At 42.5% G+C, this 15,919-nt stretch carries 16 protein-coding genes; 4 read left to right on the forward strand and 12 right to left on the reverse strand.

Translation table 11 applies throughout. From position 1 onward, the window contains the following. Positions 1-9 precede the first annotated feature (9 nt). The 5 genes from ACDZ28_RS31970 to ACDZ28_RS31990 form a co-directional block, all read right to left on the reverse strand. The gene (locus tag ACDZ28_RS31970; RefSeq protein WP_042130265.1) at positions 10-942 is read right to left on the reverse strand and encodes an ABC transporter permease; all 933 of its coding nucleotides are present in this window, start codon (positions 940-942) and stop codon (positions 10-12) included. 222 nt (positions 943-1,164) lie between these two features. Next, positions 1,165-2,874, reverse strand: coding sequence for a peptide ABC transporter substrate-binding protein (locus tag ACDZ28_RS31975; protein WP_375103697.1), 1,710 nt, complete (start codon positions 2,872-2,874; stop codon positions 1,165-1,167). 151 nt (positions 2,875-3,025) lie between these two features. After that, positions 3,026-3,412, reverse strand: coding sequence for a DUF3397 domain-containing protein (locus tag ACDZ28_RS31980; protein WP_042130267.1), 387 nt, complete (start codon positions 3,410-3,412; stop codon positions 3,026-3,028). A gap of 21 nt (positions 3,413-3,433) precedes the next feature. Then, positions 3,434-4,396, reverse strand: coding sequence for a ketopantoate reductase family protein (locus ACDZ28_RS31985; RefSeq protein ID WP_375103698.1), 963 nt, complete (start codon positions 4,394-4,396; stop codon positions 3,434-3,436). A gap of 164 nt (positions 4,397-4,560) precedes the next feature. After that, positions 4,561-5,211 carry an RsfA family transcriptional regulator gene (locus tag ACDZ28_RS31990; RefSeq protein WP_042130271.1) on the reverse strand — a complete coding sequence of 217 codons (651 nt, stop codon included), beginning with the start codon at positions 5,209-5,211 and terminating at the stop codon, positions 4,561-4,563. A gap of 345 nt (positions 5,212-5,556) precedes the next feature. On the opposite strand from ACDZ28_RS31990, the gene ACDZ28_RS31995 reads away from it, so the two are divergent. Beyond that, positions 5,557-5,793 carry a DUF2626 family protein gene (locus tag ACDZ28_RS31995; RefSeq protein ID WP_042130273.1) on the forward strand — a complete coding sequence of 79 codons (237 nt, stop codon included), beginning with the start codon at positions 5,557-5,559 and terminating at the stop codon, positions 5,791-5,793. Between the two features lie 421 nt (positions 5,794-6,214). Beyond that, positions 6,215-7,342, forward strand: a complete 1,128-nt coding sequence (locus ACDZ28_RS32000) for a hypothetical protein (RefSeq protein WP_231573883.1) — start codon at positions 6,215-6,217, stop codon at positions 7,340-7,342. Here ACDZ28_RS32000 and ACDZ28_RS32005 read toward each other — a convergent pair. Next, positions 7,334-8,560: an extracellular solute-binding protein gene (locus tag ACDZ28_RS32005; protein ID WP_375103699.1), complete on the reverse strand. Its 1,227-nt coding sequence runs from the start codon at positions 8,558-8,560 to the stop codon at positions 7,334-7,336. The genes ACDZ28_RS32000 and ACDZ28_RS32005 overlap by 9 nt on opposite strands. Before the next feature lie 96 nt (positions 8,561-8,656). On the opposite strand from ACDZ28_RS32005, the gene ACDZ28_RS32010 reads away from it, so the two are divergent. After that, positions 8,657-8,803 carry a hypothetical protein gene (locus tag ACDZ28_RS32010; protein ID WP_375103700.1) on the forward strand — a complete coding sequence of 49 codons (147 nt, stop codon included), beginning with the start codon at positions 8,657-8,659 and terminating at the stop codon, positions 8,801-8,803. 141 nt (positions 8,804-8,944) lie between these two features. On the opposite strand, the gene ACDZ28_RS32015 is transcribed toward ACDZ28_RS32010, so the two are convergent. Then, entirely contained in the window at positions 8,945-10,276 is a 1,332-nt protein-coding gene (locus tag ACDZ28_RS32015) for a PhoH family protein (RefSeq protein ID WP_076117287.1), read from the reverse strand. A gap of 105 nt (positions 10,277-10,381) precedes the next feature. On the opposite strand from ACDZ28_RS32015, the gene ACDZ28_RS32020 reads away from it, so the two are divergent. Next, positions 10,382-10,957 (forward strand): YhcN/YlaJ family sporulation lipoprotein, encoded by a 576-nt coding sequence (locus ACDZ28_RS32020; protein WP_042130279.1) that lies wholly within the window; start codon positions 10,382-10,384, stop codon positions 10,955-10,957. Positions 10,958-10,986: 29 nt separating this feature from the next. Here ACDZ28_RS32020 and ACDZ28_RS32025 read toward each other — a convergent pair whose 3' ends face one another. The 5 genes from ACDZ28_RS32025 to ACDZ28_RS32045 form a co-directional block, all read right to left on the reverse strand. Beyond that, the gene (locus tag ACDZ28_RS32025) at positions 10,987-11,439 is read right to left on the reverse strand and encodes a pyridoxamine 5'-phosphate oxidase family protein (RefSeq protein WP_042130280.1); all 453 of its coding nucleotides are present in this window, start codon (positions 11,437-11,439) and stop codon (positions 10,987-10,989) included. 101 nt (positions 11,440-11,540) lie between these two features. Then, complete coding sequence (locus ACDZ28_RS32030) at positions 11,541-12,641, reverse strand: LCP family protein (protein WP_375103701.1); 1,101 nt, start codon at positions 12,639-12,641, stop codon at positions 11,541-11,543. 83 nt (positions 12,642-12,724) lie between these two features. Further along, entirely contained in the window at positions 12,725-13,021 is a 297-nt protein-coding gene (locus ACDZ28_RS32035) for a YlaH-like family protein (protein ID WP_042130285.1), read from the reverse strand. Positions 13,022-13,146: 125 nt separating this feature from the next. Next, complete coding sequence (gene typA, locus ACDZ28_RS32040) at positions 13,147-14,988, reverse strand: translational GTPase TypA (RefSeq protein WP_042130287.1); 1,842 nt, start codon at positions 14,986-14,988, stop codon at positions 13,147-13,149. 209 nt (positions 14,989-15,197) lie between these two features. After that, positions 15,198-15,701, reverse strand: coding sequence for a hypothetical protein (locus tag ACDZ28_RS32045; RefSeq protein WP_042130289.1), 504 nt, complete (start codon positions 15,699-15,701; stop codon positions 15,198-15,200). Positions 15,702-15,919: the final 218 nt, after the last annotated feature.

Genomic DNA, 15,919 nt, shown 5'->3' on the forward strand with positions numbered 1-15,919 from the left:
AGCCACTAATTAGCCCTCCTTTCCTCCACTTAGTTTCATACGTGGGTCAATCAATACATAAGCAATATCAGTAATGAAACGGGCTACCATGAGTAGTACACCATAGAAAATAGTAATCCCCATAATAACGGTATAGTCACGGACACCAATCGCTTCCACGAACTGTTTACCAATGCCCCCAACACCAAAGATCTGCTCGATTACAACCGAACCAGTTACGATGTTAGCTGTCATAGGTCCCATGTAAGTAACTACAGGCAGGATACCATTGCGAAGTACATGGCGGCTCAGAATAGCCATCCAGCTTAATCCTTTAGCCTTAGCCGTTTTGATATAATCCGCATTCAGAACCTCAAGCATACTTGAACGGGTCAAGCGAGCTATAAAGGCTATCGGCTGTGCCGAGAGTGCTGCTACAGGTAAGAAATAATAGATTGGCCCTTTAAATCCTGAAACCGGTACCCAACCCAATTTGAAAGCGAACACATACTGTAATAATGACGCGACTACAAAGCTCGGAACCGCAATCCCCAGAACTGCCAACACCATCGCGGCGCTGTCAAGAAACTTTCTGTGATAGAGTGCCGCTAACATGCCGAGAAGAACCCCAACAATAACCGCCACAACAATTGCGACGAGTCCCAGCTTCAGCGACGCTGAAAAGGTTTGACTGATCAAATGAGATACATCTTGATTCAGGCGTTTCATGGATACACCCAAATCACCTTGGACAATATCACCTAAATACTTAAAATACTGATGAGAGAGCGGCTTGTCCAGACCATATTGCTCCATCAAACGTGCTTTAATTTCTGGCGGTACTTTTTTCTCAGAAGTAAACGGATCCCCTGGAATAGCTTTCATCAAGAAAAAAGTTGCTGAAATCAGTACAAATAATGAAACCAACATATAGAAGAATTTATTTGCGACATAACGAACCATCCCCATCACACCTCCTCCGACAAATTTTTTGAGAGCATTATATTGATTTTATGAAAAAAACGGATTTTTGTCCATTTTCTAAATATGTTATAAATAACAATAAATAACAAATAGACTGGAATACAAAAAAAAGGGATATATATGGAGTTCCACATATATATCCCGAAGTATTGTGTTACTTCAGTCAACTAACTATTCTGTTTAAATTACTAGAGCAAAATCTTAGTGCTCAAGCAAGTATCCACGAGTCAAGTCAATTGCACCACTGAAGTCAAGAGTAACACCTTTAAGGTACTCTTTAGTCAGGGAGTTGTTAGTGTAGTAGTACAATGGAATCAAAATTTGATCTTGCTCGATGAGCAATTTCTCTGCTGCTGCAAACTTGTCTTGACGTACTTTCAAGTCAGTGCTTGCTTTAGCTTCGCTGATCAATTTGTCATATTCAGGATTAGCGTAACCAGTATCATTGTTACCGCCGCCTGTTACCCACATATCAAGGAAAGTCATTGGATCATTGTAATCCGCAGTCCAACCAGCACGTGCAACTTGGTAGTTCAGGTTTTGACGGTTTTCGATAAATACAGCCCACTCTTGGTTAACGGTTTGTACGTCAACACCAAGATTGTTTTTCCACATATCAGCAATTGCCAAAGCAATTTTCTTGTGACCTTCACTTGTGTTGTAAGTCAAAGAGAATGTAGGCAATTTGTCAAGGCCTTCTTCTTTCAGACCTTCAGCAAGCAATGTTTTAGCTTGTTCTAGATCTTCAGTGAAGTAGCTATCTTTAACTGCTGTACGGAATTCACCATCAGCACCAGCAATACCTGGAGGTACAAAACCGAATGCTGGGAATTGTCCACCTTGTACTACATTGTCAATCAAAGCTTGACGGTTAATGGACATTGCAAGAGCTTTACGGATTTTTGCGTTAGTGAAAGGTTTTTCAGTGATATTGAATTCGTAGTAGTATACGGAAGCAATACCTTTACGGCTAAATTCTTTTGGAAGTTCTTTTTGTACGATTGGAATTTGTTCTGATGGAATTTCACCAGTTGGTCCACCTGCACGATCGTATTCACCGTTCTTGTAGCTGAGCAACTCAGTTGCACCGCTGTTTACAAGGGAGAAATCGATTTTGCTAAGTTTAATGGAATCTTTATCCCAGTATTTATCGTTTTTAGTTACAACAAGTGTTTGACCTGTAGTCCACTCAGTAAGAGTGAAAGCACCGTTAACGATCATAGTGTCTTTGCTTGTTGCCCATTTTGGATTACTCTCAATGGATTTGTGTACAGGGTAATAAGTGTAGAAAGAAAGCAATCCAAGGAAGTAAGGAGTTGGGGCTTCAAGAGTAACTTCTAGAGTTTTCTCATCAACCGCTTTGATACCTACTTGACTGAAATCAGTAATTTCCTTGTTATAGAACTTTTCAGCATTTTTGATGTAGTACAATTGATAAGCGTAAGGTGCAGCGGATGCAGCAGCAGGATCGAGCACGCGTTTCCAAGCGCGAACGAAGTCTTCTGTTGTTACAGGATCGCCGTTACTCCATTGTGAATCACGGAGTTTGAAAGTATATACCAGACCGTCAGCGGAAATGTCCCAGCTTTCAGCAACACCTGGTTCAGCTTGACCAGATTCAGCATTCATGCGAGTCAGACCTTCGTACATTGTTGTCAGGACAGTGTGAGCTTGGCTATCTTGAGCCAATCCTGGATCAAATGTTGAAGGCTCAGAGCTTAGGTTGATTCTCAATGTTTGGTCCGCAGCCAATTTCTCTTCTGTAGCCGCATTACCAGTTGCCGTGTTACCAGTGTTACCAGCGTTACCTTTGTTGCCGCTGTTTGCATTGTTTCCGCCGCAGCCAGCAAGCACTGTGCCGATAACAAGTACTAATGCAAGCATTAGCAATAGACTTTTACTCTTCTTCATCTAGCAGTTCCCCCTAAATAGAATGTGGTATATGGTTTATGATTATACAACCAGTGGTCAAAAAAATCTAGTGGAATGTTTTCAGAAAATTCTTTTTTTATTAAAACTTTAAACTTTTGTGACGTTGCCGCTTCACCGGAGCAGTGGAACATTACATCGCTTGTGATATGTACTTAATTAGCCCTACAAACATAAATAATAAATATCCTACACTCATAAAAAAGAAAGAAAGTCTCCAAACTGCCCGAAATAACCGCTTTCCATCTACCTTTCCTTTCAGTCGATTCTGAGCGCCGCCAATCAATCCAGTGGATATTAATACAATAAGTAGTATAAGATAAAACCCAAAACCGTTATTAAATAAGTTGTTAAATAATGCGGATACCGATAATAATAAAAAAAATGTGGTCACGTCCATAGCGAGCATAAAAGTTTTCTTTTTATCTTTTTTTAAGCCTCTTCCAATGAAATAAACAATTAAAAACGGTACTATTGGAATCAAGCTTAAAGTAATGACCGAATTCATCAGCAATCCCATAGCTTCACCTCTCCTCCGAGATCATACCTTTATTCCTTCTACTAGTTGACAGATCAAGCGATGTAAAGGAACCAACGTTCCCGTTCTTTCTGCCATATTTACAAGACTTCCATTGATCCATTGAATTTCTGTGGTTCTCGAAGCGAGAACATCTGCCAGCATGGACGAAGTATTGCCAGCCGTATTCCTGCAGACTTTAAGGATGTTATCCCACGCATCGTGATCATAAGCAACTCCGCAGGCATCATATACCATAGTAGCTTCTCTAAAAAGTTCTTTCATTAACTGCAGGCGCCCTTCTGATGCAAGCAGCTCACCATTTGGAACACGCCAAATCGCCGTGAGTGGATTAATTACGGCATTGATTAGGAGCTTCCGGTAAATCATGGTACCCACTTCATTCGACAAAAAGGCGGAGAATCCTGCCAAAATGAGGACTTCTATTAAATATTTCGCTTGTAAATCATTATGTATGATATGAGCTTGTCCATTCTTTAAGCCCCATCTCCCTATCCACACCTCCCCGGCACCTGCATGAATCACCTCATTCAAAGATTTGCGCTTCGCAGCTTCTGTTGTAACGGCTGCATATAAATTAGCTTTCGGTAACAATTCTCTGAGCATCTCCATATGTCCTATGCCATTTTGAAAACAAATGATGTGTGCCTGTTCTTCCCTAAGGGGGGATAGAAATTCAGGTAAAACATTATGTAATATATCCTGTTTAACCGTCACTATGATCCAATCACTTGGCTCACGAAAATACGCATCTGTAAACTCCTCTATAGGTGCGAACGCAAATCGAGCCCCCGAAATCGAAATCGAATCGCGGCCATCTTCATAACTCACAGTTAAGCCCTCGTTCTCTAATTGCCGGCACTGCTCTATCCCTCGACACCACAATCTCACTTTATTCCCGGATGCAATCAGCCTTCCTGCCAAAAGCAGACCAAGTGAACCCGCACCGATTATATCGATTCTCATCTGATCCTCCTGTTGATCTCAAGCGCAATTTTTCTAAGTATAGCCTTAATATACCAAGAAGAAACGTCGTTGTCCTCCTTTATAAGGGACAATACCCAATCAAAACACCCGCAAATGGCGCTAATAAAGCGAACCACTTACGGGTGTTTTAGTTTGCAAACCGTTTATTCAATACGTTCTAAATTTCCATTCCCATCCATTTTAAAACGAGTCTTCATTTCTTCTTCTTCTTCGTTTAAGAAAGCGAGCCTACGAGCACGATCCATAATCTGAATTAAAGCTTTGTAATCATCGTTGACTACCCGGTAGTCACTTTGAGCAAGATTAACCTCTTTGGACAACCGCTCATTCTCAGATCTTAATTCTGTTAATTCATCTTCCTTCTCGCGCAAATCTCTCTCCAGCATTTTCAGCTGACGTCCTGCTTCCTGGATTGTACCTTTCCATTGTCTCAGGAAACGTATAACCGCATCAATGGATAATGTGTTCTCGCTTAATCCTTCGCCTCGTCCGAATTCCTCGTCGGTATCCCCGAGAATCAGACCCGCTACCTGCGCTCCTCTAACTGACGGTTGCTTTTTCAGGTAACTTCGTTTCTGACGTTGACCTTTTGCGATTCCGATTGCGCCTTCATAGCTTTTTCGAACACAGCTGTTCCAGCGGAATCCGCACGCAGCCGACGTTCTGCCGATTTTCTCGCCCACTTCTTCAAAAGCAGCAAGTTGTGTACTGCCCTCCCGAATGTGACGCAAGGTTACTTCTGCCAGTATTAGATCATCTTCTGCACTCCAAGCATCCTGTCTAACGGCTGTCATCCAACCAAACCTCCTAACAACATCTTGAAATAACCATCTCCATAACCGGCAGCTCTGCCGGGTAGTGAATAGGGATAAAAGCTGCTTACTCCATTTCTATGCTTCTCATAGAGTTCATAGAATCTATTTGATACTAAATTGTATTTCCATTATCTGCTCACATCATACGCTTTAAGTTATAAATTCTCTTTTTTCAAGCATTAATCACCTCAGTCAATTATAAAAATCACATTTTATGAAGATTAGTACATTTTTTTCAATGAATTCGTTTACACATTTTTACTGAACGGGTATAATAAGTCGAAGGAATATTCGTGAGATACATACTGGAAGGGGGACTCTCTCTTGGACCGCATGTTTCGGGTATTAGGTTTTTTTACACTGGCTATTGGATTGATGGCTTTTGCCGGAGGTCTGACAGAAATGGCCTTGCTTTTCTTTTTACAAACCGCTTTTTTCGTAATTCTCGGTTATTTGAAGTTTACTGAAAAAACTTATGTCCTACTTTTTTGGGCATACATGATTTTGACTTTCACCGGTTTCAGCTATTGGACGATCTTTCAAATGGGTCTTCCACTATAAATTGCAGTACTCTCTTGAAGCGGATGAGGTCCTTATCTAATAAGGATCACTTCCGTTTTTTTGTTTATAAGCTAGTATATATATGAGGCCCTCACAAAATACCCGAGTACGCATCGAAGCAATAACGCCTTCGGTGTCCCTAAAGGACGGTAAGCGTTTATGCGCGAGATATAAGGATAATGTATAACGTGAAGCTTATACTTTCTTATATTTGAAGGATAGCCTCACTTTGTGGGGATATTTTTGTATGTATGCTATTTTAGAAGGGTTAAACATATTATTAGTACATACATATATCAATTCAAGAAGAATCGGCTTTGCCGACCCTTTTGGGGACGGTTTCCGTTTCTACGAGAAATAGAAGGATGATTCATGGAGTGAAACAGAAATTTCTTATATTTCAAAAAAAGGTGGTGGTGTGGTGCGCTCCCGCAATTCCCTAAGCCGCATGATGGCAACCATACTAATTCTCTTCTGCTGTACATTGTTCCCGTTACAATCTACGATGTACCTGTCTGCCGATCCAAGCGGTTCTTTTTTCAATTCCTCTATACCAGATAATGAAGAAACCCGTAAACTTCTGGAGCAGACTTTGTCTTCCGCAGAAATCGAGCGGGAAATCATCAAGATTACAGCCGAACAAAAAGCGCTTGAAGAAAAGGTAGAATCCCTCGAAGAGCAAGCCAGCCAGAAAAAATCTGCCATCGCAAACCAACAAGAGCGTGCAGGCGCAGTCCTGCGTTCTTATTATATGGGGGATAGAGACGGTCTCATGGCTGCGTTTTTATCCGCGAAAAGTATTAGCAGATTCCTGGCTCTATTCGATTATTATGAAATTATTATTGGAAATGACCGCGACATTCTCACACAATACGAGGATCAGTATAGGGATCTAAAAAAGACCCTCCAAGCTGCACAACGCAGCTCGAAGGATCTTGCGGAACTGCGAACTGCCCTTGAGGAACAGAAAATTCGGGTAGCTGCGCTCAATAAAGAAATTGAAGGCGGGATTAAAGACAGTAGTGATCCTGATAATATGAGCGCTCTTCTTCAAGAATTCACATTATACTGGGAGAATATTGGTTTACGCGAGGTAAAGACCTACTTCAAAGCATTATCATCTGCTATGAATAAGTTACCGCAGTTTGTCCAGAATCGAGAGGGAGTCCTTACTCGTAAGGGGATGACCTATGTTCTGAATCTGAAAGAAGAGGATCTGAACGAATTTCTTCAATCCCAGAATAAGCTATTTAACGATTTCGCTTTTCATTTCAATGACGGATCGATTACTGCCACTGGAAAAAGCGGAGCCTTAGCCCTTTCATTAACCGGTCACTACATCATTCAGGAAGAACCCATCAACGGACTTATATTCCAAGTAGATCATGTTGTATTTAATGGTCTCGAATTACCTGACACCACTAGAAGGACACTGGAAGAGGAATTTGATTTAGGTTTTTACCCTGGGAAAATCGTTTCTTTTCTACGTGCCACAGAAGTAGATAGTAAAGAGGGCGTCCTGCAAGTTAAACTTTCGATCTCATTCTAGACCTTCCTTAATGAAGTCTTTGTACCCTGCCGCATCAATTTTTCCTGTAAGCAGTAAGGATACTGCTTCAGCAATCTTACTCCAGCCGCCTTGGGATTCGACCTCCGGGGCGGTTTCTTCTGTCAGTAATAGTTCGACTCCGAAAGGAAGCTTATATTTAAAAGCATGCTCCGAACGATAAAGGACATCCAGTGCAGGCAAGCTCCCCGTGTTCTCCAGCCAATCCATCTGAGAATCCTCCGAGGTAATAAATGTCAACCAATTCACGGCTTCCTTTGGACTTTGAGATTGCGCTGGAAGCGCAAAGGAACGGCTGTAATAGGATTCAAGTCCTTTCCCGTCACTTGCGGTCAGTGGCGCTTCAGCAACTAAGGATGAATTGCCATGTTTTTGCCACTCTGATAGTGGTAGAGCAGCAACAGCAACGCTTCCGCTCTGAATCATATCCCAAACATCTTTGTTATATCGACTGGTAAGGTAAAAATAACTGCGAGCATTCTGAGTCCAATTCATCACTTCTTGGTTATCCGATAGCAAGCTGCTGTTCATACTCTCCATGATCGCCGACAATCCATATGGATTACGTGTATCCATCGCGAGTAAATATTTCCCTTGCTCTTTAAGCACATTCTGAAGCAATGTATTCCACTGTTCCAGACTTCTTGGTAAGGTTGTGAACCCCAGTTCCGCAAGACGCTGTGGTGAATAAACAAGGATATAAGGGTCTATATCCAGCGGCACTCCCCAATTATATCCGTTCCATTGCATCCATGGGATCAACTGAGTTAACGGTGCAGTTCCTGGAATGCTCTGATAGACATCCACCGGCAATAAATATCCTCGTGTAGCCCAGTCGAGAATACTTCGTCCATCCGCCATGACGATATCCGGACTGTCTCCGATGGTTAGATCATGCTTCAAAACTTCGTCTGCATCCTCGCTATCAATATTTCTTAATATCACCTTTACTCCACTTTCTAAAGTATAACGATTGCTTAGAAGCTCCAGCTCACTGAATTCCTCGCTATTTAGAGATACTGTTATACGCAGACTATCTATAGAACCCTCTTCCCCTGAAGAAGGATTTGTAGACTGACTTTGAGGCTTTTTCATAGGATGTGGGTCGTTATTGGTACTCAATTCCATACTGGGCGACAAGCTTGTCAGCGATAGTAGTAAAATTGCAAAAAGCAGCCAATAATTTTTGCGTTTAAGCACGATTTCCCACCTTCCCCATGATTCGTCTTCACTATTTTACCAAACCCGTCGCTGCTTGTCTTTAGAATGTGAAAACGTTCTCTTTCTATTATATAGGTGAAACGACGGAGACAATTAAAAGACTGGGTGATCTTAGCGCTAAGGGCGCTCCATGTGCGGATTATTCTTCCGATCGCTGTTGTCTCCAGATTTATGGATTATATTCCTAAACGGTATAAATCCGGAGACAAAGGCGAGCGCTAACGCTTCTACAGAACAATTCCTCCCCCTCCGCTGACCGCGCTCATTCTAAAGCACCACAACCGTTAATTCCCTCCTCCGTTTCTGGGCGGGCAGGAAAAAGCCGGGAGTTATGTTTCTCCCGGCTGAAAAGAGGATTGAAGGTTAGAGAAGATCCGCGGCCAATTGGGCCAGACGGGAACGCTCCCCTTTTTCCAAAGTAATATGTCCGCTAATCCCTTGCTGCTTAAACTTCTCAACGATATAACTAAGCCCGTTGCTCGCAGCATCCAGATACGGATGATCGATTTGCTCCGGATCACCCATAAGAATGACCTTACTTCCTTCACCCGCTCTGGAAACAATCGTCTTCACTTCATGACGGGAAAGGTTCTGAGCTTCATCAATAATGATGAACTGTGAAGGGATAGAACGTCCACGGATGTAGGTCAAGGCTTCTACCTGTATGCTGCCTAAGCCCATTAATATTTTATCAATATCTCCAGCTTTTTTGGTATCAAACAGGAACTCTAGATTATCATAAATAGGCTGCATCCACGGTCTTAGCTTCTCATCCTTCTCCCCGGGTAAATAACCAATGTCTTTCCCCATGGGAACTACTGGCCGGGCAATAAGCAGTTTTTTGTATTTATGCTCATCCTCAACTTTGAATAATCCGGCAGCAAGTGCCAATAACGTCTTCCCTGTACCAGCCTTACCTGTAATGGTTACAAGTGGGATTTCATCATTTAGAAGCAGTTCCAAAGCCATTCGTTGTTGAGCATTTCGGGCGCTGATCCCCCAAACCGAATCATTGCCTAGATAGAGCGGCTCTAGACGGGTCGCATCACTATTCACTTTGAGAAGAGCTGATTTGCCCGTGCCGATCTCATCCTTGAGGATCACAAATTCATGAGGGTACAAGGGATACGACAACGCGAGCTGTTTAACCGTTAAAGAACGGTGACTGTAATATTCATCAATCAATGCCGGATGAACCTGCAGAGATTGGTAACCAGTATAAAGTTCATTTAAATCTCCAGTACGATCTGACAAATAATCCTCTGGTGTAATCCCTAGCACATCCGCTTTAATACGGACCAGCACATCCTTACTCACAAGCACTACGGGACGCGGATCTGGCTTCTCCTTCTCTTCGATTAAATAATTGAGAGCTACAGCCAAAATCCGATTGTCGTTAGATACCTCACCAAACATTTCCTGTACCTTCACAAAACTGCGATGATTAAGTTCTACCTTCAGCTTACCTCCATGCTCCAGTTCCACACCACTATGCAAATGCCCTAGTTCACGAAGTCCATCAAGCAATCGGGAAACTGTGCGGGCATTCCGACCGATTTCGTCAGCGTTGCGCTTTTTGGAGTCGATTTCTTCCAGCACAACCGCCGGAATAACCACCTCATGCTCCTTGAAAGAGAAAATCGAATTGGGGTCGTGCAAAAGCACGTTGGTATCTAGCACAAATATCTTGTTCATATTATCCCCTCCACAGCGCCTGGTTTGATTGATCATACATAACTCTTTCCGCCAAGGGAAAAGATAAGGTACAGAAACGATCTTGGCTGAAAGGAGTAAGCACATATGAGAAAATCAATGTGTCTGTTGCTGGTACTGCTGCTACTGACAAGCTGCGGTATCGCTAATAAAAAGACATCACCCTCTCCTCAGAATAAACAATCAGCGAATGCTGTAAAGGGTCCGGGGAACCATGAGGTTCGACAATTGTCCAATGATGGTGTGACTAATCCTAAGGCCACCTCAAAAGCTGGTCAAGCCGTTAGTGTTAAGGGCGAAAGTGAAATTGCACTTAAGGACCATTTTGAACAGTTAGCAAAAAGAGTCCCTGGTGTGAATGGTGCACACTGTGTAGTCATGAACAAGGTGGCCATCGTTGGTCTTGACGTAGAAGGTTCTCTAGAACGGTCACGGGTAGGAAGCATTAAATATTCTGTAGCGGAAGCTATTCGCAAAGACCCAAGAAGTGTACGTGCGCTTGTTACAGCCGATATGGATCTCTCCAGCAGATTAGCAGACATGAGTCGCCATATCTCCGAAGGACATCCGATTTCCGGATTTTCATCCGAACTGGCTGATATCATCGGTCGAATCATGCCGCAGCTGCCAGAAGATACAAAACCGCGAAAAAATGCACAGTAGAGGACAAAAAAAGCCCAGTGATATTCTCACTAGGCTTTTTTCATGGCAGCAAATACTTGTCCGTCCAGCTTCTCAGCGGCACGTCCATCATAAACCTTCGCATATCTTGGGGCGGATTCAAGCTGCGCTCCATAAAAAAGCGCATTACGCACCGCCATAATTTCAACATCAAAGCAGCACATTTTGAAAGGGACATCCTGAAGCGGATCCTGTCTTACAACGGCAGTGCCGTTAATAGCATGAACAGTTCCCTCACCAAACACAGTAATGGTTACTAAAGGGTTGATCTTCATGTTGTTCACGAGTCTGGAACGATGATCTACAGCCAGACGCACAGTACTAGGACTAACTGCATAAATCCACGATATGGCCGTGGACGTTGGACCTCCTGATTCCGCATCAACTGTGTTGAGAAGAACAAAGGTTTCCGATTGCAGCATCGATAACAAGGTTTCGTTCAGCTGAGCAACGGCTTCGGACATAAGTACTGGCCCCCTATGCGGCGTAAATTCATTCAATTTATTATATTATAGCACAGGCTGAAACTTGCATTCAATTTTAGAGCGAAGTGTTATTAAGGTCTTTAAGGCGCCTCAGTGGATTCCGAAGTGGAACTAGCAGAAACTCCTGCTAACCGATCCTGCAGGCTTTTCTTGGCAGCCTCAAGCTCCTCATCATTAATATATACATACGGACTTCGCCATGTTCCAGTCACAGGCTTGAATTCGATATCCTCTTTGGAAATCTTCCAATAAGTCGCAATCATATCTTTAATCTGCGAATTTTCGATATCAGTCTGCATGTTGCTGTCCACTGCGTCAAGAACCTTGCCTATTTTTAATACTCCGCCAAGCGATTGCATCTGATCCACCAATGAATGAAGGACCTCATTCTGACGTTTGTTCCGATCAAAATCATCTGAAGCCTTAGTCTTAGGCTTACAATTAGATTTACGATATCGCACATAATCTAGCGCTTTATCTCCATTAAGCTCTGCCGGACCTTTTTTCAGATTGATATTCGTACCGTCTACACTGTCTGTATAACACATATTATCGCTAATGTTGACTTTGACTCCGCCAAGCTCGTCCACCACATCACGGAAGCCTTGGAAATCCAGAATCGTTGTATAATCCACATCAATATCTAGATATTTCCCCATCATGGTCTTCATCTCATCTTCTGCCAAAATACCAGAGGACTTCTCCTTACCCTTGAAGCGAGCATAGAATTCGTTAATCTTCGTTTGCTTGTATCCACTGAGCTCAACTAAGGTATCGCGTGGAAGAGAGACAATGGTTGCTGATTTTGTCTTAGGATTAAGCGCTGCAACCATAATAACATCTGTCAATCTAGATTCATGCTTCGGTCTATTATCCGTACCTAGTATAAGCATCGTCAATGGTTTTTCTGTAGCTGAATGTCCTGGGGCAACCGTTCCTTTGTTCCCTGCGTTAAAGACCCCATTCTCAAGCTTCCAATACAGATAGCCGCCGTAGCCCAATACGCCAAGAATCGCAATAATCAGCAGGGTTAACAAGATTCTAACTAATCTGCCAAAAAAACCTCTTTTCTGCGGTTTCTTACGCTTATTTTTCTTAGGAGCACCCTTTACAGGCTGTTTTCTATTATTGGGTTGTTGCCCACTTGCTCTTGGAGGTAAACTGCTGTTTCGTGTACTCATAGTAGAATAAAGTCCTCTTCATTTCATTTGGAATTAAAATTGCCACACTTAAATAGACGTTACATAAGCAGTAAAAGTTTCGTTTACTGTCTTTTTGCTGCAGTTGCAGCCTTTCTCTTCTGCCGAGCTTCCATGATATAACGTACTCGTACGAGCAACATCAATCCGACAGCAACCAGCAGACACTGGATGATCGGTAGCTTATCATGTTGAAAAATGAGGAGCATGCCGGAGCCGATCGCCATCATTATGTAGAGCATAATCTCTTTGCCAATCGATAACTTCTGATTCACACGAAATACCTGATTATACACAAATGTAAGCAATATAAAAATAACAATATAAGCGACGATTGGATGCTCAGCAAACCAGACCTGCATAGATACCGCACTCCTCCCAAATTTAAGATACGTTTACATTATATCATCAGTAGGGGAAGTTTTTGTTATAAAAAAAACCGCCGAAAGTTAAACCTCCGACGGCTCTTTACTATGATAAGTTGATCTTACGCGTTTGCTTGTGCCATTTTACGTTGCTTCTCTACACGTTCGCGTTCGCCTTTGTTCAAAATCTTTTTGCGCAAACGAATGGATTTAGGTGTGATTTCACAATATTCATCATCATTCAAATATTCAAGCGCGCCTTCCAAAGAGAAGGTACGTGGTGTCTTCATTTTTACAGTATCATCTTTACCTGAGGTACGCATGTTTGTAAGTGCTTTTTCTTTACAGATGTTAACGATAATATCGTTATCACGGGTATGCTCGCCTACGATCATACCTTCATAAATTTCTGTACCTGCATCCAAGAAGAGAATACCACGATCCTCAACACCCACGATTCCATATTGAGTTGTTGATCCAGTCTCACTTGATACAAGAACACCTTGATGACGTCCGCCAACTTGACCAGCAACCAGTGGAGCGTAGCTGTCAAAAGCATGGTTCATAACGCCGTAACCGCGTGTCAAAGTCAAGAAGTAAGTGTTGTAACCAATCAAACCACGTGCAGGAATCAGGAACTCCAGACGTACTTGACCCGTACCGTTGTTAATCATGTTGACCATTTCGGCTTTACGGGTACCCAGACTCTCCATAACAGAGCCCATGCTTTCTTCTGGAATATCAATCATTAGACGCTCAAGCGGCTCCATTTTGACACCGTCGATTTCTTTAATGATTACTTGTGGTTTAGAAACTTGCATTTCATAACCTTCACGACGCATATTCTCGATCAGAATACCAAGGTGAAGCTCACCGCGTCCAGAAACGATAAATGCATCAGGACTATCAGTTTCTTCCACACGCAAACTCACATCTGTTTCAAGCTCTTTAAAGAGACGCTCACGTAGTTTACGGGAAGTTACCCATTTACCTTCTTTACCAGCAAAAGGACTGTTATTCACAAGGAATGTCATTTGCATGGTTGGCTCGTCAATCTTCAGAACTGGAAGTGCTTCAGGGTGTTGTGGGTCAGCAATGGTCTCACCAATGTTGATATCCTTGATCCCTGCGATAGCAACGATATCCCCTGCGCCCGCTTCTTCTGTTTCAATACGTTTCAAACCTTGGAAGCCGAACAATTTCTCAATACGCGCGGTCTTACTCTTACCGTCACGCATAATAACTGTTACAGATTGACCTTGTTTGATTACACCACGGTTTACACGGCCAATAGCAATACGTCCCAGGTATTCATTGTAGTCCATCAAAGTAACGAGGAATTGAAGAGGCTCTTCAACACTTTCGGTTGGAGCTGGAATGTGCTCTACAATTGTTTCATATAGGGAAAGCATGGTATCATCTTGTTTTTCAGGAACCAAGCTTGAAGTACCATTAAGGGCAGATGCATAAACAACCGGGAATTCCAATTGTTCGTCATTTGCTTCAAGTTCGATGAACAAATCGAGTACTTCATCAATAACTTCCTTAGGACGAGCAGCTGGACGGTCAATCTTGTTCACGACAACGATCGGTGTAAGTTTTTGTTCCAATGCTTTACGCAGAACGAATTTCGTTTGCGGCATGCAGCCTTCATAAGCATCAACAACCAGCAATACACCATCAACCATTTTCATGATCCGTTCTACTTCGCCACCGAAGTCAGCGTGTCCAGGTGTATCCACAATGTTGATCAAAAACTCTTTATAAGTAATTGCTGTATTTTTAGCTAGGATTGTAATTCCGCGTTCCCGCTCGATATCGTTAGAGTCCATGGCACGTTCTTGAAGGTGCTCGTGTGCGCTGAAGATCCCCGATTGCTGAAGAAGCTGATCGACGAGTGTTGTTTTGCCATGGTCAACGTGGGCAATGATCGCAATGTTGCGAATATCTTTTCTTGAATGCATGATTTGTATCCAAATCCTCTCATTTATCAAATTAAAACTGTTAAAATTCGTAGCATGTCACGGCAGTCTCACAAAAGAAGCGCCAGGCAGAAAGCCGACGCTTCAACATAACATTAATATTATAGTGAAAGCACTATGAAAAGCAAGTCTTTTTATGAAAAAAACAGTTTCCAATTTTCGTTTTTTTTAGGATAGAACATCGGCTAGCTTCAATTCCATCTATTCCAGCTGCGTGTTCTGCCCCGTCCAGTAATCAGCCAAATCCCTGCAGCGATAAATACAATACCAATTAGATAGATCACACCAGTTCCCATAAGACTGAAAATACAAAGCGCTATGCTTAGAACGCCTAATATAACAGCAATTGCAGAAATTCCCCCAGTCCGTCTTGGAGAATTGATGGAATATTCATACAGGCCTACGGCAATGCCAAGCAGAAGCACAGGCCATAAATATTTCATAAGCCCCCATCCCCATATATTGCAAAGACCAAACAATAAACCATACACCGTTAATATCCCCGCGGGAATCAATACTGTTGCCGAAGCGCGGCGGCTAAAAAATAACATATGTAGAACCAATCCAGGAAGTAAAATCACTAGCGGCCAAAGGGCACGTCCCAAAAATCCGAAGACCCCCAGCTTACCGAATAAAATCACGATGCCAGCAGCTACAATGAATACTCCTAGTCTAATGTCATTCTTGGAAGACATCTTTCACCCATCCCTTCAAATTCACGTCTACCTCACTACCATGTCATCTTATGCCCTTAAAACGACAGGATTCTTATTCATATCTTATCTGAAATACACTCAAAATGCCATCACTGACCACGCAAATTATCCCCGCAAAATGACTTTCTGATACGTCAAAAAAAGGACAATTCCAATTTATGGAGATGTCCTTTTAGTATTGCCTTTTATTGCAAATT

Origin of the sequence: Paenibacillus sp. RS8 (assembly GCF_041956825.1) — a bacterium.
Taxonomy (GTDB): Bacteria; Bacillota; Bacilli; order Paenibacillales; family Paenibacillaceae; genus Paenibacillus_AQ.

Excerpts from the sequence above, each read along its gene's own strand:
- ACDZ28_RS31970 (WP_042130265.1), bottom strand. The coding sequence starts at position 942 with ATGGTTCGTTATGTCGCAAATAAATTCTTCTATATGTTGGTTTCATTA.
- ACDZ28_RS31975 (WP_375103697.1), bottom strand. The coding sequence starts at position 2,874 with ATGAAGAAGAGTAAAAGTCTATTGCTAATGCTTGCATTAGTACTTGTT.
- ACDZ28_RS31980 (WP_042130267.1), bottom strand. The coding sequence starts at position 3,412 with ATGGGATTGCTGATGAATTCGGTCATTACTTTAAGCTTGATTCCAATA.
- ACDZ28_RS31985 (WP_375103698.1), bottom strand. The coding sequence starts at position 4,396 with ATGAGAATCGATATAATCGGTGCGGGTTCACTTGGTCTGCTTTTGGCA.
- ACDZ28_RS31990 (WP_042130271.1), bottom strand. The coding sequence starts at position 5,211 with ATGACAGCCGTTAGACAGGATGCTTGGAGTGCAGAAGATGATCTAATA.
- ACDZ28_RS32015 (WP_076117287.1), bottom strand. The coding sequence starts at position 10,276 with ATGAACAAGATATTTGTGCTAGATACCAACGTGCTTTTGCACGACCCC.
- ACDZ28_RS32020 (WP_042130279.1), top strand. The coding sequence starts at position 10,382 with ATGAGAAAATCAATGTGTCTGTTGCTGGTACTGCTGCTACTGACAAGC.
- ACDZ28_RS32025 (WP_042130280.1), bottom strand. The coding sequence starts at position 11,439 with ATGTCCGAAGCCGTTGCTCAGCTGAACGAAACCTTGTTATCGATGCTG.
- ACDZ28_RS32030 (WP_375103701.1), bottom strand. The coding sequence starts at position 12,641 with ATGAGTACACGAAACAGCAGTTTACCTCCAAGAGCAAGTGGGCAACAA.
- ACDZ28_RS32035 (WP_042130285.1), bottom strand. The coding sequence starts at position 13,021 with ATGCAGGTCTGGTTTGCTGAGCATCCAATCGTCGCTTATATTGTTATT.
- typA (WP_042130287.1), bottom strand. The coding sequence starts at position 14,988 with ATGCATTCAAGAAAAGATATTCGCAACATTGCGATCATTGCCCACGTT.
- ACDZ28_RS32045 (WP_042130289.1), bottom strand. The coding sequence starts at position 15,701 with ATGTCTTCCAAGAATGACATTAGACTAGGAGTATTCATTGTAGCTGCT.